Origin of the sequence: Bacillus sp. JJ783 (assembly GCF_036963225.1) — a bacterium.
Classification (GTDB): domain Bacteria; phylum Bacillota; class Bacilli; order Bacillales; family Bacillaceae_G; genus Bacillus_A; species Bacillus_A cereus_U.
In genome coordinates this window covers 22,086-44,073 of record NZ_JBALMG010000052.1, presented here as the reverse complement: position 1 = coordinate 44,073, position 21,988 = coordinate 22,086, and the positions used below count along the sequence as shown (strand labels likewise).

Here is a 21,988-nt window from a genome sequence, read left to right as displayed (position 1 = left end):
TTTTATCTCTTAACGCTCTTTTTCTTGCTGTCTGTTGGTATGCATTTCTATTTTTTATACCTAAATTCCAATTGTGAAATGAGGTTTTCTAAGCTATTAGTTATTTGTTTATACTCATTTAATTCAAAATCCTCAACTAAAATTTCACCTGTATTGTTGTCTAACACTATTAACAACCCATTTGATTCATAACCAATTGGGATATACTTAAAAATATCATTTTTAGATTCTGCATAGTCTTTGACAAGTGAAATAAAATAATCTGGTTCAATCCCTGGAATAACAGGATGCAAATTAATATTATAAGAAGAAATCCATCCTGTTAATTCTAAAAACCAATACGAAGTGAAATACTGCTTCAACGAATCATGTAACTGAACGTTATATTGACTTTCAATTTCATCAAAGGAAAATTCCACTCCCTTCTCCATTGGTTTCCAACAAATATATCCATATTCATCTTCTTCACCCAAATATATAAATTCATCTACATCTTCATTCCATGCTATTTGCGGTAATGAGTTGTTGTACTTCATCCATTTATCTATAAATCTTCCGAAATAGTCTTTCATAACCTCTTTCATATTAGAAATCACCCCTCGACAAAGAACTATTCTTCTGGTAAGTGAATATCGATGAAAATGTCAGTATTACTTAGCTGACTGGAAACTGCGTCCAGAAATTTCAATCCATTTTCCGAAACACTATGTTGGAAATGTATATCAATTATTTTTTTCTCAAAGTTCTCTCCGTAATCTTTAAAATACTGCTTATCTTCAATATATATTAAGTAATTATTAATTTTTTCTTGTAATACGTCTAGATGCATGTCTTCATATTCCCAGTCTAGATAGTCTATTATTAACAACTTTAGATTTTTACCTTCTACTCCAATTGCATCTATCTGATCCAAATCTATAACTGCCATATTTTCTCCTATCCTATATGTGTCTATTGCAATAATCTACAATGTACTCATATATATTTTTCTCTTCATTAATAAATCTGCCATATTCGTGTTTTTCTATTAGATTTTTTGCAATACTTTTAGCTTCTGTATACTTTCTTGTATTTATTAATAATAACATATCAACAAGGTTATAATCATAAAGTTGATTTTTATTCGAAGGTTTTGAGAAAGAAAGAAAATCATCGTAATTTTCAAAACACTCGACAGTCTTCTCCAAATATTCATAGCATTTACCTATTAATTCTTTAGCAACATCTCCTAGGTTTTCCACGTCATCATATTTTACATCACTGTAGAAAGCCTCAAATCCATCAACTTTGTATGCACCGTTTGCTCGTAATCCGATAGGTTCATTACTATTAGATTTCATATTAAAAACTTCCCAAAAAATATCATCTGTTATATACGGCTTCATATACCCTCTAATTCTAACAATATCATTTTCCACACCGGTCGCACCAATATACATATATATAAAATATTGTCCTATTTTCTTATAATAAATTCCACCTCTTGATTTTAATTTATATTTTTTCAAGTCTTCTTTTATCGAAGCACTGATCATCTTATCTAAATCTTTTCTTTTAAGTTTCATATGATATCACTCCCTTATTTTGGGTCTAATGATTTGAACAGCAGTTCCAGGCGGAATCTCGACTCCACCAATAAATATCCCCTTCCCTTCTCCTACAATAAATCCTCCACTTTCAAGTAATTCCACAAATCCATCTCTTTGATTTGAAGTTAGTGGAGCTGTAGCAGAAGATTTATATTCTTCTATCAACAATTCCCCTGTTTTTTTATCATATCCAATTGCATCTACTCTAATTTTTGTTCCGTCCTTAGTTACAATTGTTATCTGTTCTTGAACGTCAGTAGCCACTTTCATAAAATCGTTTATTTTTTCTAATTCAAAATCTCGTCCTTGATTTTGCAGTTTCGCCCATTTATCAGAAGCTTCTTTCCATTCTAATCGGTCACGAACATTTTTACCAAATTTAGTATTTCTCTTTACATAGTCTTGATACTTAGATTCTAATACATCATCCAAAAATTCCCCACTTGAATCAAGTCCGGCGGTCTTCTTACTAGTATTATCTATACCCTTACCACCATCTTTAGACTTCGCAAACTTATAAAAAGCTTCTATCAATTCGCCTTGAGGTATTTTGGTTATGATTGTTCCACCAACACTAGAGAAAGCATATGAAGCATCTCTCTTAAAAGATTGTAACATTTCAAGCGTTGGCTTCAATTCTTTTGCTAGTTTTGCTGCATTAGCAATTGTACTTATTCCACTTGATGCTTTTGCTCCTTTTGCGACATGACCGATTTTATTTAGTCCCTTATCGCCCAAAAATGCGGTAGCTATTTGCGTTAATCTCAGGAGTAATATAATATTTGTTTTAAAATGGTAGAAAAAGAAATCAACACTTATGAATTGTGGTTTCATTTAATAGATAACTATTATTCTGTAAGTTTTTGATTTACATGTGAAATTTTCAAAAAGTAAAACCTTTTAGTTTACTAAAAAACCTTGAAAGGCATTTAGCCAGTCAAGGTTTTTAACTTACTTTAAAAAATCTAATATTGAATTTACACTTTCTTCGAAACGACTTGGGTTTCTTTCTTTGATACTGGTTAATTGAGAAACAACATATTTCTGAATATCATTGTTTAATGTGGGGATGATTTTTTTATAAATATTCCTCGATGGTTCATGATTTAATATTCTTTTGTGAAGTATCTTTAACCATTCCTTAGCATGAGGAATCATCTTAGTAATAGAATTAGCTAACACTTTCAGCGAAACTTCAGAACTAACAATCTTATCATACGACTCTAAAATTTGTATGTTTTGTAGTAACAGTATGATACCTTTTATATATCGTGCCAACTACTATGTTAAAACTTACGAGTTCGTTAGTTTCATGCCCGTTCAATGTGATTATATTCACCGCCATGTAAAATGTCATCTCACCTAAACTCGTACTTCTTTTTCTATTCTATAATTGCACATAGTACTCCATAATGGTTCAACCATCATAGAATACGTATTTTCAAACACCCTGTCACTTTCCTATCCCACTTAAAGATTCTCTTTTTCACTCTTGATCATCATAAGCATCTCCAAGTGATTCAAATTCACTCTTTAGCCAATACCAATATTGTCCATTATTCTTAATAAGTTTTTCAAGTAAGTCAGTGAATGAAGTTGCAATAATTTGCGACTCCCCAACTATTCCATGCCGATCAAAGAAACTATCATAACATTTACCTAGTCTTTCTTCACTAAGATCTATTGTTAGATATTCATCCTTGCCATCATTGCATATAATATACCAAGTTGATGAAATATCTTCTTCACATAACTCTCCTACAATTACGGGATTAGCCAAAATAAACTCCTCTGGGGTAACAATATGAATAGGGTATTCCTCATTTTCAAATAAAGTTAGACCACCACAAAGACTATAAAATTCTTTTAAATCACCTGGTAGCATATGCTTATTCTTATCAATTATCGGTAATTCTGTAGGCTCCTGAACTCGACAATTAGGTAATGATTTTACTTTTTTAATCAACTGATTAATATTTCCCATCTGAATTACTCCCTAAAATTATATTGATTAAAAGCCCTATAATACTCTTGTCTAGCTAAACGTGGTACATTCGCAACATCAAACATTTTTTCCGTCAATTCTTGTATTTCCTTTGGTGAAACAGATTTCCAATCTACTTTACCTCCAACCTTTTTCCCTGTTTTATCAAAGAGCCATTGTCTATAAACAGCTTTAGTAGCATTGTGTTGCTCTTGAGTTAAGGCTATAGTTGGAGTATTCGCCCCCTCTACTAACATAATCGGGGACATTATGTTTAGCCCAAACATCCATAACGCCATGATGATTTTCTAGTGGTGAATTGCTTGGCCTATACGGTACTACATCGTATGGTTCTGTAGTCTTACCCTTACCGCCATCTTTAGACTTCGCAAACTTATAAAAAGCTTCTATCAATTCGCGGAACGTTATCTAGGTTCTTTACTTCTCCCTTGTACCCTATGTTGTAATCTTAAACCCTCACAATAAAAAAACAATCCATGTTAAACCTTATTAAACTACCTCCTACAATCTATAAAAATTTAATACTTAGCACACTTATAAAATTATAATGTATCTACTCATTTCTATCCCAAAACGCAAAAAAGCACTTGTTGCTTTTAATTGACAATCAAGTGCTTTAAGTTCATATGTTTTTAAGTAGCATAAATTTGTAAGTTTTGTAGTAACAGTATGGCACCTTTTATATATCATGACAACTACTACGTTAAAACTTACGAGTTTGTACGATTTCGTTAGTTTCATGCCCATTCCATGCGTTTTATATTCATCGCCATGTAAAATGTCATCTCGCCTAAGCTCATACTTCTTTTTCTATTCTATCATTGCACATTGTACCCTATGATGGTCCAACCATCATGAAGTACGTACTTTCTGACAGTCTATTATTTTCCTGTACACTTCATAATACGTTTTAAATTAATTACAGCAATACTTTGTCACTCCTGTATGCAAATGCTATTCTACAAATGGATGCTAAAACTTTCATGAGTTATTAATTCAATTTAAATATATCTATTACTATAAAATTTTTTAAAGTTTATTATTTTTCACTTCCTCAAACCACTCATCAGCAAAATCATCAGCCGTTTTTATATCATCATTTGTGTATACTAAATCATACTTGTATTCAACTTTAAAGCTTCCACTCTGATAAATATTTAATACTATAAACCCTCTTTAGGTAGACACATCATATCTTTTCTCCCCACCCTCCAACGCATCATTTCACCTTATGAGACTCTAAATACTTATTGTTAATCAAATAAAAGAAACTGCTAGATATTACACCGTCTTCCCTTGAAGTATCAACATATACTTTATCGGCTCTATCCTCCACAGATTCCATACATATGGATATCATATCTGCTTGCAATTCACTAAATCTATCTTCAAATTCCTTTTACTCAGCTAAACCTTTAACTTTTTAAAAATTTAAGATACTTAGTATTCTTCGGATTCCCAAAACATCTACCTTCTGATTTTTTATTGGCAATGCTAAAAAATTCTTTTGCGGTTTCTAAATCACCTAATTCAAAAGCAACTTTTCCTGCAATAAATTCCTTATCACCGGAATCTATACGTGCAAATCCAGTTAAAAATATTTTATCTGCCCACTCCTTTGCTTTTTTTAAATCATTTACCATAAAACAAGTGGAGATAATATCCTTAACTAAATGGTAACTCTCTTCACAATAAATACCTTTAGGATTAGGTATTATATCCCATGCCTCTTCTAATAACACAATAGAATCATTATAGTAACCATTATTAAATTGTTCATTGCTTTTTTCCAAAAGACTTTCGAATTCTTCTTTTATAGGTGATTGTAAAATAGCCATATTTATCCTCCTCAAATCATATCCTTAATCAATTCAAAATACTTATCATCCTCATTAAAAAAGAGTTTATAGCCTTCTAAAATGTAAGCTCTTAACAGATACTCCTTAGCTTTATCAAACTCCTCACACTCGAATAAACTCTCTCCAAGTCTCAGTAAAATAAATGGATTTGAAATACCATCCGGACAGTTTAATGCATTATAAAAATTGCTTTTTGCTTTCTCATACTCACAATTTAAAAAATAAGTATCTCCTAATGCTGTATAAATCCATGTACTTGTTTCCCAATTGTTCTTCGGTAACGGAACCAAATCCAGTGCAGCCATATAGCTCTCTATTGCTTTATCATCTTTTCCTTTTTCAACAAAAGCATTTCCCTCGTTACATAATTTCACAATTTGGTCATACGCTTGATCGTTGAGTTCCAATATAAATTCCTCCCAATAATTATTTATTTGGTGGCAAGTAGGTTTCATTTAACTTTGCACCTGCGGATCGATTTAAACTATAATGATCTAATACATAATTATTGGAGTCTAACATCCATTCTCTAACCTCTGGGGACTTCTCTCCATAATATCTACCTGTACTGTTCCACCATGAAACTGCATCAGTTAAATGAGCCATATCTGCTTGATCTATAGGATACCATTTATTATCACTTGCCATAAATTCTATTTCACCATCACGTGTTGTACGGATTTTTGGTGGAATTTCATTTTCCATTCTTTCTATTACTTCTCTACCCGTTTTGGAGCCTTTTCCAGGCGTATTCCCCATATATTCCAAACGTTTTGTTATGCCGCTCGGTTCAGATAAACCCATTTCTTTGTTACTTGCGTATTCCCCATCAGATCGATGCCATCTTCCACTTGCATCTTGAAAATAACCTTTAGACTTCGCAAACTTATAATAAGCTTCTATCAATTCGCCTTGAGGTATTTTGGTTACGATAGTTCCACCAACACTAGAGAATGCATAGGAAACATCCCTCTTAAAGGATTGTAACATTTCAAGCTTAGGCTTCAATTCTTTTGCTAGTTTTACTGCATTCGCAATTGTACTTACTCCACTTGATGCTTTTGCTCCTTTTGCGACATGACCGATTTTATTTAGTCCCTTATCGCCCAAAAATGCGGTAGCTACTTGCGTTAATATATAAGTAGACAATTCAGTACGGCTCTCTGCATCTCCATCTATCATATCTCGTTTTATTTTATTTGAAAATGCATGCCACATATTTTTTGCAGTCTCATCCAAATGGAAAAGTGCATAGGTTACATTAATAAAAGTTCCTATATCCATATTACTTAAAGCTACTGCGGACTCGATTTCATCTCCAATAGCTTTCCCAGAGCCTCTTTGAGTCGCTTCCCACATCTTTTTCACTGTTTCAAACATGCCAACTATACTGTCTGCCGCATCGTCCCAAGCATTTCTAACCGGAGATTTCTCCTCAATTATGTTATTTGTTTCTATATCCCTAATTGACTGGCCGTTTTTTCGGGCTGTTTCTTCTATAATCCCCTGAATAGAACTCACCCAATCCATATTCAACCCTTGTGTACTAAACGTACCACTTACAGGACTAAATCCTTTCCCGCTTTGCACTTCAGCGAGTCCGGCTGTGATGCTAGCTGCTAATTGAAAGGCGGTGCTGTAGTTGTTGCTGGACGTATGATTGAATTCATATAAATGCTCTAGTTTTTCTTCCAGTTTTTTTCTCATTGCACCTAATACCGTTATAATTGCACCTACTCCAGGCATCGGTGTAAGTACTTCTATTGCTTCTATACTTGTAATCGATTGATTAATTCCCCGTATTTGTTCTCTTATTTCTTGTTCGATCACATCTGTCGAAGCAACTTTTGCTTGGAACTCGTTTGGGAATGCCTCATTTTGGCGAATTAATTCTTCACATAAACATATGATTCCTTGCGCTAATGGCCGAAATGTTTGGACAAGGTATGCTTTTGCACTACTGTATGTTTGTCCTTGCAATACTGTATCTAACGCAAAGGCATCAATAGATTGAATGGCTTGTTCCATACTTTGAATCGTAGCATTACATATAGCGTTCATACTTTGAGTTTGACTTTGTACTTCTCCCAAATACATGTTTAAACTCATGTATTGACCTCCCTTTGTAGTTGCTGCTGTTCATAGGAAAGGTCGTTTTCTTTCTCACTGAGATGCCGTTTTTCTTTAAGCAACGTCTCTTTTTCGTTTTCTAATTCGAATGTAAGTTTTCTTTCATACTGTCCGATCTCTTGCCGCATATTCGTAAAAAGGCGAAATACTTCTTTGTCACCATACCAAGTTTCTAGTATTCGGTTAAATAAACGATTGCTTCTAGTTTTCCATTCATGAAAACTAGCCTCAGCTCGTTCTTGATTTTGCAGCGCAATTCGGTTTTCATTTTGTTCTTCAAATATAATTCGTAATTTTTGATTACATTGACTGATTCTCGTTTCAATTTCTTGACTCATCTTTTCTCCCTACCTTTTCCCCTTTACGTAGGCTGTTACATTATTGAAAAGTCTTTTGAAGTCCGTTATCCATTTTCTCAAATTCATTTGCTACGGAATGGATATTATCAATCGTCTGTTGAAAAGCAGCGCAAAATTGTTTCGTAATGTGTAAATTTTGCTGATTTGCTTCTTGTGCTTTGAAGTTCACAGATAGTGTAGTACGCGTTGCCTTATTTATAGTGCGACTAGTAGCACTTTGCATTCTATCTGAAGCATTTCTCATTTTCGTTGCAAGTTGCGTTGCCGTATGCAAATTACTTTGAAATTCTCCCATCACTTACTCCCCTCTACCTTTTATTTTCTAGAAAATTATACCATGGAAAAATATCCTAATAAACCGAATGTTCGAATTTAACATACAATTCACCACTGTCATTGAAGATAAGAGCAAAACTTCTATTTCAACATAACTGTACCGAAATTAGCTTCTACTTATACAAAAAAAGATGACCTCAGCTTTTGCTAAAGTCATCTTTTTCACCATATTATTTTACTAACGTTCCATTATAAGCTTTTATATCAAGCGGAGCAGTTAAAAATTGTGCTGCTTTACTAACGAAAGATGTGAAGTGTTCACTCGTATTATGATTCGCAACTGCTTCTTCATCTTTCCATACTTCTACCATCGTATAAACATTTTCTTTTTCTGTATCTTTATATAAGTCATAAGATACATTTCCACTTTCTTCTCTTGAACCATGGATGAGTGGCTGAATTTGTTCTAAAAATGATTGTTGTTTTTCTGGATTCACTTGAAATATTGCGTGAATAATAATCATGGTGTTTCCCCTCTCATATCTCACTTATTTCTATTTGTATAAAATTACTTCCACTCAGCAACTTTTTCAATTGGAAGACGTACTGATGGATAACCACTGTCAGCAGCTTTTCCGATTGAAATTAACATAACTGGTACGTGGCGTTCTTTATCTAATCCGAATGCTTCTGCGATTTGGTCTTTTTCAAATCCACCAATTGGGCAAGTGTCATAACCGTGAGCACGAGCTGCTAGCATAAATTGCATTGCTACAAGACCACCATCAATTAAAACTGTATCTTTCATTACTTCTGGTGTAACCATTGAGAAGTAACCTGAAAGTTTTTGCATTTGATCTTCTTTTACTTCAGCTGGCATTAGACCACGCTCTACTGCTGTACCGTAAATTTCTTCTGCGTTATCAAAGTTGTTTAAGTCACCAAATACAGCGATCATTGCTGAAGATGTTTCTACTTGAGATTGATTGAATTTCGCAAGTGGCGCAAGTGTTGCTTTTGCTTCGTCACTTTCAATAACTAAGAATCTCCATGGTTGCATGTTTACAGAAGATGGTGCAAGTGTTGCTTCTGTAAGAATTTCAGTCATCTCTTCTTTACTAATTTTCACTGAAGGATCGTACTTACGAATTGAACGACGTCCTGTTAAAATTTCGTTAAAATCATTTGTTTTTACTGAGTTAGTCATAGTTGTATTCTCCCTTTTTTATAATTCTTTTATGTTTTCTTGAATGCGGTCTAACATCGTTAAAAGATTGTCGCGCTCTTCTTCACTTAATCCTTTAAATGCTGAAGTGGCGAAACGCTCTTTTTCCTCTTGATACACTTGAATTTTATTTCGCCCCTCTTCTGTAAGAGAAACTAACGTAATTCTGTTATCATCTGGATTTTTACGTCTTGTAATCATTCCGTTTGCTTCCAGCTGTTTTAAATGCCTCGTAATCGCGGCATTATCAATATTCACTTCTTGCTGAAGTGCTTTTTGACTAATTTCATCTACTTCATATAACTGAAGTATAAGCTCTAGTCTAGATTGACTCATACCCGTACAACCTTCAAACTTCGAACTTACTTCTTTATTGAGGAAGTGTAATTTATATAAAATTATTGCTTCTTTTGAGCATGAACTTGTCAAATTACCCCTCCTTTACATCCAAACCAAAAACGTTTGATGCATCAATAGTTGATATGTCAATTAATATAATCTATATCGATTTATAATGCAAGCATTTTGTTTTCTTTTTACCCCGCTTTAACGGGCAGTAAGGCTTCCCTCTCAAAATTTTCGAAAACAAGGAAGTTAGGTGGGAGCTCCACTGCCCGTAAAAGCCCGATTGGTTCAACTAATAATCAGTGGGTTGAAAAACTCCCACTGATTAAAGTTTCACTTTATTTTTCCAAATTAAGGCGCTTTGTCACATTACAAAAAATGTTAATTGCATTATAATAGTACTAATTTAAATGACTGGAGAGTGATTGTAATGCGGCACTACACAAATAGAAATGAGGAAATAAAAATGGAAAATGAAATGAGGATATTTATATATGACAACAATAAATATAGGGATTGTCGCGCACGTAGATGCTGGCAAGACGAGTTTGACTGAGCGTATTCTTTATGAAACGAATGTGATTAAAGAAGTTGGCCGAGTAGATAGTGGTAATACGCAAACTGACTCAATGGAATTAGAAAGACAACGCGGAATTACAATTAAAGCATCTGTCGTTTCTTTCTTTATTGATGATTTAAAAGTAAATGTCATTGATACACCCGGACACGCTGATTTTATCGCTGAAGTGGAACGATCATTCCGCGTTTTAGACGGTGCCATTTTAGTTATCTCTGCCGTTGAAGGTGTGCAAGCACAAACGAAGATTTTAATGCGAACACTACAGAAACTAAACATACCGACTGTTTTATTTGTAAATAAAATAGACCGTAGTGGCGCAAATACTGAAAAAGTTGTGAAACAAATAAAAGCAATTCTTTCAAAGGATGCATTCCCCTTCTACTCTGTAGAGAACGAAGGAACAAAGGAAGCTCGTATTATTGAATATAAGTCATATGACGATTGTATTGAACGATTAGCACCATATAACGAATCATTGCTTGCATCATATGTAAATAACGAAATAGTACCGGACGCACTATTAAGAAAAGAACTCGAAAAGCAAATACAGCAAGCAAATGTGTTTCCTATCTTTTTTGGTTCAGCAATGACAGGTATAGGTGTAACTGAACTACTTGAAAATATTTCAGCCTTAATTCCAACTACTAAATCGGCACAAGATGAAACATTATCCGGTGTTGTTTTTAAAATTGAACGCGAATCTTCTGGGGAAAAGATTGCTTATGTAAGAGTTTTTTCTGGTTGTTTACACGTTAGAAAATATGTTGATATTCAGCGCAGTGAGTCTCTGTCACATAAAGAAAAGATTAAAAAAATGTGCATATTTCATAATGGAAATGCAATTCAAGCTTCTACTGTTCAAAGTGGAGAGTTTTGCAAAGTGTGGGGACTTACGAATGTTAAAATTGGTGATATTATCGGTGAACGGACAGATTATATTAAAGACATTTACTTTGCCGAACCGCAAATGGAAGCAGCAATCGAGGCAGTTCCTAAAGAGCAAATTCATGATTTATACGCTGCACTTATGGAGCTATGCGAAGAAGATCCACTCATTAAAGTGTGGAAAGACGATGTTCATAATGAACTATACATTCGCCTTTTCGGTGAAGTACAAAAAGAAGTTATCGAAACAACACTTTATGAAAAATACAATTTACAAGTTAATTTTTCAAATACGCGAGTTGTATGTATTGAAAAACCAATTGGCATAGGGAATAGCGTTGAAGTAATGAGTGAAAAAGAGAATCCTTTTTACGCAACAATCGGCTTCAAAGTGGAACGTGGTGTGCTTAACTCTGGTATTACGTATAACTTAGGCGTTGAACTTAGATCACTACCTTTAGCATTTCATAAAGCGATTGAAGATACAGTATTTCAAACGTTAAAACAAGGTTTATTTGGATGGGAAGTTACTGATATTATCGTCACGTTAACACATACTGGTTATGCAAGCCCTGTTACAACAGCGAGTGACTTTAGAAACTTAACACCGCTCGTATTAATGGCTGCTTTAAAGCAAGCTGAAACATGTGTATATGAACCATTAAACGAATTTGAATTAACTGTTCCAGAGCACGCAATTAGTACCGCAATGTATAAACTAGCTGCCATTCCAGCAACTTTCACAGAGCCTATATTCTATAATGACTCTTACCATTTAACAGGATCATTACCTGTTTCGAAAACAGAGAATTTTAAACGAATGCTCCATTCATTTACTGAAGGAGAAGGTATCTTTATAACAAAGCCAACTGGTTTCACAAAGCTGCAGGCTTCCTTCCCTACTCGAAAACGTGTTGACTTTAATCCGCTGAATCGTAAGGATTATTTGCTTCATGTTTTGAAGGCTTATTAATTAACAAATAGAAAAAGTGCCCTCTTGTATGATATTTTCTTTACTAGAGGGCACTTTTTTACACAATATTAAGGTAGAGCTGGTTCAAACTCTCCTGTGATTGTTTGATATCCATTATTGTTCTCATATTCCTGTTTCCGCTCTAACCCGAACTTTTCTAAAATAGGCAGGTCATTTGTTGAAAATACATAACTATTTTCTAGCGCAACGTGTTCGTGCCATGCCCAGTTTGGTACAACAAAGAAGTCTCCTTTCGACCAGTCAAAGCGAACACCATTAATAATCGTATATCCTGCCCCTTCATGCACATGATAGATTGATGCATGCGTATGACGATGTGCTTTTCCTTTGAATCCCTTCGGCAATTTTTGCATCCAAGCTGCAATCGTTGGACACGCTGTTTCACCGTTCGATGGATTTATATATTCAACAGCGTAACCATCGTAAGCATCTGGCTCAAAACGACTTAATCCGTTAAGTGCTGCTTCCGTCCCTGACCATTTGTAAGAACTAAGTGGAGCTTTCTTTGCATATCGGTCGGAAATCGGTCGAACCATTCCACCTTCATAACGCTGAGCAGTATAATTGTCCGGCACGTTTGGCTGTTCAATTTTTTCTGGATACGGCTCAAAGAACGTACCGCCGAGATAATAAATGGTCGGAATATCAAGGCAATCCATCCAAATCATCGGTTTGTCACCTGTGTGACCATGTCCATGCCACAGTCCATTTGGAGTTGTTAAGAAGTCTCCTCGTTCCATGAAAATACGCTCTCCTTGCACAATTGAGTAAGCCCCTTCTCCTTCCATGACGAAACGTAATGCATTTTGAACATGCCGATGTGACGGAGCGGTTTCTCCAGGTTGTATCAATTGAACCGCTGCATATAACGTTTGGGTGGTCGATGCCCATCCCCAAGGTTTTCTATAATTCAGTCCAGGATTTTGAAAGTAGATGGCCCGGCGTTCTCCCCCGCGGTCTGGTGTAAATATTTGCGTCGCCTCCGTTAACTTCTTTTGAAGCAATTCAGATTTCCAAAGGTACGCTTGTGCATGAGGCTCAGGTGTATGTTTCATTAAATCTGGGATCGCGTTCCAAAGTGGTCCAAGATGATATTGTTCTATATCACGATTGAAATCTTGTACGAGTGTACTTTCAAAAAAAGCATTTTTTTCCGCCATTTTATTTGCCCCCTTTATTGCTCATTAAATTTAAGTACATTCCGCTCGATTTGTTTATAATGCTTTTCTGTATGTTCTACGATGAGGTGATTCACGATAAAGTCAATCGGCTTATTGTTGAAACGAGGATTACGACTTGGAGCCTGAATATTTAACTCTTCGTCTGTTAATGTGTTTAGTACATTTTCTATGATGAGTGGTATAGAAGACAGCTGCTCTATGACTTCTTCTATAGATTTTTTGTTTATATTCTCTTCTGATACTGCTTGTAGACGTACTTCATCTGTTAAACCGCGGCCCCATACGTTTTCATGGTTTAATTTAATATTGTTAATTTCTTTTGCCCAATACGGGATAGCTTCCGCTACATGTGTAATAATTTGCATAATTGACCATTCATCTTCTGAAGGTTTCCAATAGATGATTTCCTCTGGCAAAGACTTAACAATAGTCTTGATCTTATCGATTGATTCATAAACAGATTCGGCTGCGTGGATTTGCAAGCTTTTCGTCATAGTACTGGCACCTCTACTGTTTGTCTTACTTTATTTTCAAGTACGCCTACTCCATCAACTTCAATACGAACGATATCTCCATCTTTAAGAAATACTTGCGGATTACGTGCAACACCTACCCCACCTGGCGTACCTGTTAAAATGACATCCCCTGGCTCTAGTGTCATTAAACCGGATAAAAACGAAACGAGATATTGTACCGAGAATACTAAATTAGCAGTATTAGATCGCTGACGTGTCTCTCCATTCACTGTTAAGACAATTTCCAAGCCAGATGGGTTCGTTAATTCATCTGAAGTAATTAACCACGGTCCCATTGGAGCACTTCCTTCAACTGTCTTACCTTGAAGCCATTGAATCGTACGGCGCTGAATATCACGATAAGTAATATCATTCGCAATTGTGTAACCAGCTACATATTGGAGGGCATCTCCTTCTGAAATATTTCGAGCACGCTTCCCGATTACAAAAGCAAATTCAGCTTCGTAATCTAGTTGTTCAGAAATCGGGTAATGTGGAATATCATCTTCTGGACCGATTACTGTATTGGCAAACTTCGCAAAGATGACTGGAAATGCAGGTAAGTCGCGTTTCATTTCCAAAATGTGTTCACGATAATTGTGACCTACACATATAATTTTTCCTGGCGAAGGTACTGGAGCTTCTATTTTCACTTCACCTTCTTCAAATACCAATTTATCTCCATGGTTTTTCATAAGCGCATAAGCGATCGCATCTTTTGCTAAATTCATACTTTCCGTTCCACCTTGTAAAAATCCATTCATATCCTTTGGTATATACGCCTCTGCAATTTGAGCGGCCCTAAGGTTTCCTTCGCTTGTCAATTTCGCTTTAAAAGCAGCATGCAAATCAATCAATTTCCCGTTTTCTAAAGCAGCAATTCTCGTTTCTCCATTACGTGTAAAAGTAACAAGTTTCATAGTAATCTCCCTTTCCTTTAAATGAATGAAAATTCTACCCTGAACGATAGTAACGTATAACTTTCCGGCCCTACTCTTTGTTATAAAAGATAAAAAGCATTTCCTTCTGGACCAAGTGGTACATGTCCCATTTCTATTAACTCTATAATTGGGAGAAATACATTTTTTTCTTCAGATAATTCAGCAGCACATGCAAGAACACTTACATACATCGCATGCCCAACAAGAAATTCCACTGTTTTTTCCTCTCCGAAATGCTTGAAAGCTTCTTTATAAACACCATGAAAGATTACTTCTGGTACTTTATCTACTACATCTACAAGAAGTTTTTCGTTACCTACACGTACAATTTTTTCTTTCAATTGATCTGGCACTTCTGCTAGTGCCCCCCATAAAGCGTTACCTTCAAATGAAATCCGCCCAATGGTCTCATGTAATTGTTTTCTTGAAATCCATTTAATTTCATATTCACTAACGTTTAGAGAACTCATAAATTGATCTATTTTCTTCTCAGCCTCTAGATTTTGCTGTCCAATATTCCTATACCAGTTCATCGTCATTAACCGCTCAATCATTCCATTTGTAGAACGGGCATGAGAACCATACTTTTCTTCATTCATGAATTGAGACAAAACCATTTCTTATCGCTCCTTTCATCTTGTTCACGTTACTCATCTAATTATTTTTATAATTTTAATATTTCGTTGTCAGTTCAGGAGGTCCAAATTTCGGTCCATATGGTCCCTCATCAAGCCATCTTCCAAGCCTCGGAACGATAGATACCATCGAGGCAGCAATGTCGCGTTTCATGTTCATTTCAGGAGAATTCCCTTGAAGGTGATAAAGAGCTGTAGTTGAAGCGTCGCGGTTCCATTTAGCTGCAATTCGGCGTTCGTTTGCAGCTGCTTCAATCGCGTACACCCGCTCTTCTTCAGAATTAGATTGTAGTGCTTTCTCAATACCTCTCGCAGCAAGAACAGCATCTGGAATTCCAGAATTTAATCCACGTGCTCCGAATGGGGCGAATAAATGTGCTGCTTCTCCAGCTAGAAGAACACGACGTTTTTCGTCAGTAAATGAATTTGCCACTACTTGATGGAAACGGTAGGAAGACACCCATGTAATCCTCTCCGCATATTTCGCATCCATTACTTTCGGCAACCATTTCTTAACACTTTCAATATTTGTATAATCATCTGGGTTATCTGACTCAAGTAGTTGTAAATCGATACGCCATCCGCCTTTAAACGGAACAAACATTACATTTCTTCCTTCCATTGCTGGATGCTGGTAATGGAATATTCTTTCTAAAGGAAGTGGATCTGTTTCATCTTCTTTCGCATCTACGACGATAAAAGTATCTGCTGTGCGCGGACCTTCAAACGTTAATCCCGCTTGCTCTCTTACGATTGAACGTGCTCCATCACATCCAATTACATACTGCGCCTTTAAGATTTCGTCATTTGTGATTGTAAGTTCTACTCCAGAGTCTGTAATGTGTAACTTTTTAACTGGAGCATCCCAAAGGAATTCAACGCCTGCTTTTATGCATGCCTCATACATATGCTTTTCGATCTCATCTTGATGAAGAGCTGTGAAATGAGGCAATCGGTTATAATTAAGGCTTTCATCCTTACCGTAATTTCGTACATATACTTCTTTCCCTTTATAAAACGTTCGTTTTACAGGCCAAATAATTCCGTTATGAGCAAGTGTGAAGCCAAGGCCTTCTGAAGTCTCCTCCAGTAGTTTTAACGAAGCACTATGCAAATAGATTGCTCTACTTCCTGGGCGTGGTCTCCCGAATGAATCTGCCTCTATTACTAAAGTTGATATCCCCTTCTTTTGTAATGCAAGTCCTGCTACAAGTCCTACTGGGCCCGCACCAACAACAATGGCATCATATTTTTTTTCTTTTCCCATCAATATCTCCCCTTTATTAACAATTTCCCATTATGATATCCTTGCCTGTTCTTCTTTAACTCTCTACCGTTTTTATCTCCGGCATCATCTTCCTCCGAATATCCTCAGGTATTGGATGCGCTTTCGCTTTTTCTTTGAAAGAAGTCCATGCACGAGTTTCATAACCTTCTGCCACAACCCGTTCACCTTTTACAAAAACATGCTGAATTGTAAAAACTTTATTATGCAATTCGTTCACAGTACTTTTCACAACTACTTGATCTTCAAAACGAAGAGGTGACTTAAATTGGCATTTTGCTTCTAGTAAGGGCAAACCAATTTGTTGTTCTTCGTAAAGTTCGACTGAAGGAAAACCAATTTTTTTAAAATATTCATGAGTTGCTTCATCCATCCATTTATAAAAATTAGGATAATACACAATGCCCGCAGCATCTGTGTCTCCCCATCTTACTTGGAAAGTATATTCTTCCATTATGACTTCCCTCCTCTCTATCAAACTGTTGGACTAATATTAGAAGATACTTGTTCTCTCAACTTCAACTTTTGAATTTTCCCACTTGCTGTTACAGGGAATTCATCAGTAAAGATCACTTTCTCTGGTAGTTTATAAATTGCCATTTTCTCTTTAAGGTAGAGTTTCATTTCTTCTTCTGAACTTACTTCTCCATTTTTTAACCGTATGACCGCACATGCAACTTCCCCGAGCACTTTATCTGGAAGACCTACAACTGCTGCTTCGATTACTTTTGGATGTTTCATAATGACTGCTTCAATTTCCTGTGGATAAACGTTTAGCCCACCTCTTATGATCATCTCTTTCTTTCGCCCTACGAACCTTAAATATCCTTGGTGATCAAGAGTACCTAAATCTCCTGAATAATACCAATCTTCATTATCCAAAACCTGTTTTGTCTGTTCAGGCATATTATAATAACCTTTCATTACTCCAAATCCCTTAACTGCGATTTCTCCCACTTCCCCGGGCGGAAGCGCTACTCTATTTTCATCGACAATTTTCAATGTTACTCCTGGGATAGCCTTTCCAAGAGTTTCTGTTATATTCTGCTTTGTATCACCATACGAGGTCATCGTAATAGAAACCGTTTCAGTTATCCCGAATGATTGACAAAGGTTAATACCCATCCGTTCTCGTATCTCCGTCACTGTTTTTGCCGGAATAGGTGCGGCGCCAACTAATCCGGCACGCAATGAAGATAAATCATATTTATCAAAATCCTCTAATTCTAGTTCTTTTATAAACATTGTTGGTACGCCTTTTTGGATGGTTACCTTTTCTTGTTCAATTAATTGTAAAGTTTCTCGCGGACGGAATTTTTCTTGTAGTATCATTCGTCCCCCCATCGCTACTGCACAAAGCATATTAATTGCCATACCGAAAATATGAAACAGTGGTGCTGAAATAATAAATACATCATCTTGTGTACAATGCAGCTCTATTCCTATCGTTTGTGCAGATTGTACAACAGCACGGTGTGTAACCATTACACCTTTTGGGGTTCCCGTCGTTCCTGACGTATATAATATACAAAACAAATCATGATTCACATTTATATTTACTTGTTCAATATCCTTTGTTTCTGTACGCATTAACTCCTCATAGGAACTGAGATTCTCTTGCGGAAACCTTACTGTAATAGCTTTTTGTACCATAGTAAGTACTTTTTCAAAACCAAAATTCTTTTCAAATTCTCCGGATGCTATTAATAGCTTCGGAGCTGAACTTTTTAATATAAATTCAATTTCATATGATTTATATTTTGGATTAAAAGGAACGATTATTGCTCCTAATTTTGCTGCCGCAAAATAGATTACTACTGTTTCAGACCAGTTTGGTAGAGATACGGCGATACGGTCGCCTTTACTTACTCCTAGTCTCTTAAATGCAGTAGCCAAACAATCTACTTCATTTTTCAATTGTTTGTATGTAATTCGTCTCGTTAAATCATATATCGCTTCTTTTTCACCATAAGATGAAGTAACAGATTCTAACAGCTCATACACCGCTAATAAGTTCCTATTCTTTTTCATTCTCTCACTCACTTTCTATCGTCTTACCTACTAGCTTGCATTTTTTATCCCATACTTATAGCAGGACAAACGATGTAGGAAAACCAGGAAGGACTCTCCCTGGTTTTTCTAGTACAACGCTTCCCAAATCGCTGCAATTCCTTGCCCTCCGCCAATACAAACAGCGGATACCCCATACTTTTTATTTCTTCTTCTTAATTCATAAATTAAGGATAAAGAAATTCTTGTTCCACTCGCAGCAAGTGGATGCCCTATCGCAATTGCCCCTCCATTTACATTCGCTTTATCAAGATCGAACCCTAATTCTTTTTGACAAGCTAAGTACTGCGCAGAAAATGCTTCATTGATTTCAATCAAATCTAAGTCTGCTAAAGTTAGATTCGCTTTTTCTAATGCACTTTGAATAGCTGGAACCGGTCCGATTCCCATATACTTCGGTTCTACTCCAACAACAGCCCAAGAAATGAGCTTAGCAATCGGTTTTAATCCTCTATCATTTGCATAATCACTAGATGCTAATACAACCGCCGCTGCACCATCCACCATTCCGCTTGCACTACCAGGAGTTACTACACCATTTTCAGCAAAACGGGGTTTTAACTTTGCTAATTTTTCTAGGCTCGTATGACGGATGTGCTCATCTTCTTCAATGATCTGTTCTCCTTTTCTTCCTTTCACTGTTACTGGAACAATCTCTTCTTTTAAATACCCTTTTTCCCTTGCTAAAAGAGCTCGCTCATGACTAGAGAGTGCATGCTGATCTACTTCTTCTCTCGTTAAATTATATTTTGCAGCCAAATTCTCGGCTGTTTCTCCCATCGTACATTTACCATACGTATCATAAAGACCATCCCATAACCAATCTTCTAAAGCCGGACCGCCGAGTGGACTTCCCCATCTCATTCCAGGTATTACATGCGGAACTTGGCTCATGTTCTCAGTTCCTCCGGCAAGTGCAACGTCTGCTTCTCCGCAAAGAATATAACGAGCTGCCGTTAAAATAGATTCAACACCAGTTCCGCAAAGACGATTAATCGTCAAAGCTGGGACATGAATAGGTGCTCCGGCTTTTAATCCAACATGCCTTGCCAATAAATGTGCATCTTTACTAGACTGCTGAACATTACCAAATACAACTTGATTAATATCTTCAGCAGATATAGAAGCTTTTCGTATTGCCTCCTTAGCGGCAATTCCCCCTAATTCTGTTGCATTTAATCCTTTGAACGATCCCGAAATTTCAGCGAACGGAGTCCTCGCTCCCTCCAATAAAACAATCTCTTTCATATCCCATTCACCTCATTATTTCCCTAAATAAACTGGTTTTCTTTTTTCAACGAATGCTTGTAATCCTTCTTTACGATCATCTGTTGCAAAAGCATTTCCAAAACAGGTGCTTTCAATTATTAAGCCTGTTTCAAGGTCAGCATTACTGCCTACATTTACCGCCGTTTTTAACATTTGAAGTGCTACTGGTGGTTTTTTTGCTAATTTATACGCCCATTCCTTTGCAGACTCAAACAACTCTTCCGCAGGTGCTACCTTGTTGACAATATGTAAATCGAAAGCACGCTGCGCATCAAACATATCTCCGAAATAGAGTAATTCTTTCGCTATACCTTGGCCGACAATCTTTTGAAGACGCTGTGTACCTCCGCCCCCAGGAATAATTCCGAGTCCTACTTCTGGAAAGGCGAATTTTGCTTGATCCGAACAAATGCGTAAGTCACATGCGAGTGCAAGTTCAAAACCACCACCAAGAGCTAATCCATTTATCGCAGCAATAACTGGTTTTGACATATTTTCAATTTTGCTAAATACCGTTCGTGAAGTCTTATTCATTTTGTTAACACCGACAAGATCAAGTGCTGCCATTTCATTAATATCAGCGCCTGCAACAAATGCTTTCCTTCCGCTTCCTGTAAGAACGATTACTCGTACTTCTTCATTCGCCTCTAGTTCGCCAAATAGACTGGAAAGTTCATGAAACACTTGTGTATTCAACGGATTTACAGGTGGTCGATTAATCGTAACAATCGCAACTTTATTTTCAATATCACAAATTAAAAACTCATAATTCATAACTTAATCCCCCATTCTTTATTCATAATCATAAAAACCTGCACCTGTTTTTTTGCCGTGTCTACCTGCTCTAACTAGCTGTTTTAAAAGAAGCGGCGGCGCGTATTGATCATTATTTAATTCTTCTTTGAAATACTCCATCACATGATAACCAATGTCTACACCTGCAAAATCTTGTAGTGCAAACGGCCCCATCGGATAATTAAGACCGAGTGTAACAGCTTTATCAATATCTTCTGCAGAAGCAACGCCATCTTCTAGCAATTTAATTGCCTCTATAAATTGCGGAATCATAATTCGATTCACAATAAATCCTGGGGAATCCTTCTTTACTTCAACTGGTTCTTTCGAAAGTTTTTTAGATAGCGCTTTCAATTCTTCGACTGTTTCATCACTCGTTCGATAACCACGAACAACTTCTACAAGTTTCATAAGTTGTGCGGGATTAAAGAAATGCATGCCCGCCACACGTTCTGGACGGTTCGTTGCTGAAGCAATCTCTGTTATAGACATAGATGAAGTATTCGTTGCAAGTATAACCCCTTCAGGAACGATTCGATCTAGAGCTGCAAACACTTCCCTCTTCAAATCTAATTTCTCTAATACGGCTTCAATAACTACATCCGCATCCTTCATATCTTCTAAAGTTGTAGTGAGTCGAATTCGGCCAAGCGCCTTTTCTTTATCTTCTTCCGTCATCTTTCCTCTTGTAACGCTCTTAGTCATAAAACCATTCATACGTTGTATTGCATTATCTAAATAACGCTCTTCAATATCATGTAAAATAACTGTAAACCCATTTAATGCGGCTAAATTTGCAATGCCAGACCCCATAGATCCTGCACCGACAATACCAATTGTTTGAATCGCCATTCTTCTACCTCCTGAATAATTTTTTAATATTCTGTAAATAAATTATATCTATATCCAAAAAGTTTTTGTATATACATAGTGTAGGAAATATACATATTTCTTTCGTACATTTTGATGGTATTCATTTCGGCTCAAACTTTTTTATTTTCCATTTAATGAGAGGTACAGTTGTTTTTCATATAAAGTGCAACTTTAATC

General features: G+C 36.2%; 24 protein-coding genes and 3 pseudogenes. 1 reads left to right on the top strand and 26 read right to left on the bottom strand.

Going from position 1 to position 21,988, the window contains the following annotated elements:
• Nucleotides 1–47 precede the first annotated feature (47 nt).
• From V7038_RS11460 to V7038_RS11385, 16 genes and pseudogenes are all read right to left on the bottom strand, one after another.
• Nucleotides 48–584, bottom strand: coding sequence for a SecY-interacting protein Syd (locus tag V7038_RS11460; protein ID WP_335470264.1), 537 nt, complete (start codon nucleotides 582–584; stop codon nucleotides 48–50).
• A gap of 26 nt (nucleotides 585–610) precedes the next feature.
• Nucleotides 611–928: a DUF6572 domain-containing protein gene (locus V7038_RS11455; RefSeq protein ID WP_002110800.1), complete on the bottom strand. Its 318-nt coding sequence runs from the start codon at nucleotides 926–928 to the stop codon at nucleotides 611–613.
• 13 nt (nucleotides 929–941) lie between these two features.
• The gene (locus V7038_RS11450; RefSeq protein ID WP_002200064.1) at nucleotides 942–1,565 is read right to left on the bottom strand and encodes a hypothetical protein; all 624 of its coding nucleotides are present in this window, start codon (nucleotides 1,563–1,565) and stop codon (nucleotides 942–944) included.
• Between the two features lie 6 nt (nucleotides 1,566–1,571).
• A pseudogene (locus tag V7038_RS11445) lies at nucleotides 1,572–2,351 on the bottom strand (hypothetical protein); the annotation flags it as partial.
• A 189-nt stretch (nucleotides 2,352–2,540) separates the two neighbouring features.
• Nucleotides 2,541–2,867 (bottom strand): Imm30 family immunity protein, encoded by a 327-nt coding sequence (locus tag V7038_RS11440; RefSeq protein WP_080013706.1) that lies wholly within the window; start codon nucleotides 2,865–2,867, stop codon nucleotides 2,541–2,543.
• Between the two features lie 208 nt (nucleotides 2,868–3,075).
• A complete protein-coding gene (locus V7038_RS11435; RefSeq protein WP_002110562.1) occupies nucleotides 3,076–3,573 on the bottom strand; it encodes an SMI1/KNR4 family protein in 498 nt (165 codons plus the stop codon).
• 5 nt (nucleotides 3,574–3,578) lie between these two features.
• Nucleotides 3,579–3,927, bottom strand: a pseudogene (locus tag V7038_RS11430) (sugar-binding protein); the annotation flags it as partial.
• Nucleotides 3,928–4,623: 696 nt separating this feature from the next.
• Nucleotides 4,624–4,954: pseudogene (locus V7038_RS11425) on the bottom strand (DUF600 domain-containing protein).
• Between the two features lie 55 nt (nucleotides 4,955–5,009).
• On the bottom strand, nucleotides 5,010–5,432 hold the full coding sequence (locus tag V7038_RS11420; protein WP_002110566.1) for a hypothetical protein: 423 nt from the start codon (nucleotides 5,430–5,432) through the stop codon (nucleotides 5,010–5,012).
• 11 nt (nucleotides 5,433–5,443) lie between these two features.
• The gene (locus tag V7038_RS11415) at nucleotides 5,444–5,860 is read right to left on the bottom strand and encodes a hypothetical protein (RefSeq protein WP_002110567.1); all 417 of its coding nucleotides are present in this window, start codon (nucleotides 5,858–5,860) and stop codon (nucleotides 5,444–5,446) included.
• A 19-nt stretch (nucleotides 5,861–5,879) separates the two neighbouring features.
• A complete protein-coding gene (locus V7038_RS11410; protein WP_070128571.1) occupies nucleotides 5,880–7,562 on the bottom strand; it encodes a T7SS effector LXG polymorphic toxin in 1,683 nt (560 codons plus the stop codon).
• Nucleotides 7,559–7,921 (bottom strand): DUF3958 family protein, encoded by a 363-nt coding sequence (locus V7038_RS11405; protein ID WP_335470260.1) that lies wholly within the window; start codon nucleotides 7,919–7,921, stop codon nucleotides 7,559–7,561. The genes V7038_RS11410 and V7038_RS11405 overlap by 4 nt, the downstream gene beginning before the upstream one ends.
• A gap of 40 nt (nucleotides 7,922–7,961) precedes the next feature.
• The gene (locus tag V7038_RS11400) at nucleotides 7,962–8,237 is read right to left on the bottom strand and encodes a TIGR04197 family type VII secretion effector (protein WP_002110571.1); all 276 of its coding nucleotides are present in this window, start codon (nucleotides 8,235–8,237) and stop codon (nucleotides 7,962–7,964) included.
• A gap of 211 nt (nucleotides 8,238–8,448) precedes the next feature.
• The gene (locus tag V7038_RS11395; protein ID WP_002110572.1) at nucleotides 8,449–8,742 is read right to left on the bottom strand and encodes a putative quinol monooxygenase; all 294 of its coding nucleotides are present in this window, start codon (nucleotides 8,740–8,742) and stop codon (nucleotides 8,449–8,451) included.
• 44 nt (nucleotides 8,743–8,786) lie between these two features.
• The gene (locus tag V7038_RS11390) at nucleotides 8,787–9,425 is read right to left on the bottom strand and encodes a nitroreductase family protein (RefSeq protein ID WP_002110573.1); all 639 of its coding nucleotides are present in this window, start codon (nucleotides 9,423–9,425) and stop codon (nucleotides 8,787–8,789) included.
• An 18-nt stretch (nucleotides 9,426–9,443) separates the two neighbouring features.
• Nucleotides 9,444–9,872 carry a MarR family winged helix-turn-helix transcriptional regulator gene (locus V7038_RS11385; RefSeq protein ID WP_000204168.1) on the bottom strand — a complete coding sequence of 143 codons (429 nt, stop codon included), beginning with the start codon at nucleotides 9,870–9,872 and terminating at the stop codon, nucleotides 9,444–9,446.
• Nucleotides 9,873–10,282: 410 nt separating this feature from the next.
• Here V7038_RS11385 and V7038_RS11380 point away from each other — a divergent pair, with 410 nt between their 5' ends.
• Nucleotides 10,283–12,226 carry a translation factor GTPase family protein gene (locus V7038_RS11380; RefSeq protein WP_335470256.1) on the top strand — a complete coding sequence of 648 codons (1,944 nt, stop codon included), beginning with the start codon at nucleotides 10,283–10,285 and terminating at the stop codon, nucleotides 12,224–12,226.
• 68 nt (nucleotides 12,227–12,294) lie between these two features.
• Here V7038_RS11380 and V7038_RS11375 read toward each other — a convergent pair whose 3' ends face one another.
• From V7038_RS11375 to V7038_RS11330, 10 genes are all read right to left on the bottom strand, one after another.
• Nucleotides 12,295–13,407, bottom strand: coding sequence for a cupin domain-containing protein (locus V7038_RS11375; RefSeq protein ID WP_071151434.1), 1,113 nt, complete (start codon nucleotides 13,405–13,407; stop codon nucleotides 12,295–12,297).
• 14 nt (nucleotides 13,408–13,421) lie between these two features.
• A complete protein-coding gene (locus V7038_RS11370; protein ID WP_071151435.1) occupies nucleotides 13,422–13,922 on the bottom strand; it encodes a DinB family protein in 501 nt (166 codons plus the stop codon).
• The gene (locus V7038_RS11365; RefSeq protein WP_070139579.1) at nucleotides 13,919–14,863 is read right to left on the bottom strand and encodes a fumarylacetoacetate hydrolase family protein; all 945 of its coding nucleotides are present in this window, start codon (nucleotides 14,861–14,863) and stop codon (nucleotides 13,919–13,921) included. The genes V7038_RS11370 and V7038_RS11365 overlap by 4 nt, the downstream gene beginning before the upstream one ends.
• Nucleotides 14,864–14,943: 80 nt before the next feature.
• Nucleotides 14,944–15,501 (bottom strand): hypothetical protein, encoded by a 558-nt coding sequence (locus V7038_RS11360; protein ID WP_199693056.1) that lies wholly within the window; start codon nucleotides 15,499–15,501, stop codon nucleotides 14,944–14,946.
• Nucleotides 15,502–15,556: 55 nt separating this feature from the next.
• A complete protein-coding gene (locus V7038_RS11355; protein WP_070146671.1) occupies nucleotides 15,557–16,786 on the bottom strand; it encodes an FAD-dependent oxidoreductase in 1,230 nt (409 codons plus the stop codon).
• 55 nt (nucleotides 16,787–16,841) lie between these two features.
• Entirely contained in the window at nucleotides 16,842–17,258 is a 417-nt protein-coding gene (locus tag V7038_RS11350; RefSeq protein WP_016105251.1) for an acyl-CoA thioesterase, read from the bottom strand.
• Between the two features lie 20 nt (nucleotides 17,259–17,278).
• The gene (locus tag V7038_RS11345; RefSeq protein WP_070139582.1) at nucleotides 17,279–18,835 is read right to left on the bottom strand and encodes a class I adenylate-forming enzyme family protein; all 1,557 of its coding nucleotides are present in this window, start codon (nucleotides 18,833–18,835) and stop codon (nucleotides 17,279–17,281) included.
• Nucleotides 18,836–18,943: 108 nt separating this feature from the next.
• Nucleotides 18,944–20,122 carry an acetyl-CoA C-acetyltransferase gene (locus tag V7038_RS11340; RefSeq protein WP_335470254.1) on the bottom strand — a complete coding sequence of 393 codons (1,179 nt, stop codon included), beginning with the start codon at nucleotides 20,120–20,122 and terminating at the stop codon, nucleotides 18,944–18,946.
• A gap of 15 nt (nucleotides 20,123–20,137) precedes the next feature.
• Nucleotides 20,138–20,917, bottom strand: a complete 780-nt coding sequence (locus V7038_RS11335) for an enoyl-CoA hydratase/isomerase family protein (RefSeq protein ID WP_070139584.1) — start codon at nucleotides 20,915–20,917, stop codon at nucleotides 20,138–20,140.
• An 18-nt stretch (nucleotides 20,918–20,935) separates the two neighbouring features.
• Nucleotides 20,936–21,790, bottom strand: coding sequence for a 3-hydroxyacyl-CoA dehydrogenase family protein (locus V7038_RS11330; RefSeq protein WP_070139585.1), 855 nt, complete (start codon nucleotides 21,788–21,790; stop codon nucleotides 20,936–20,938).
• Nucleotides 21,791–21,988 lie beyond the last annotated feature (198 nt).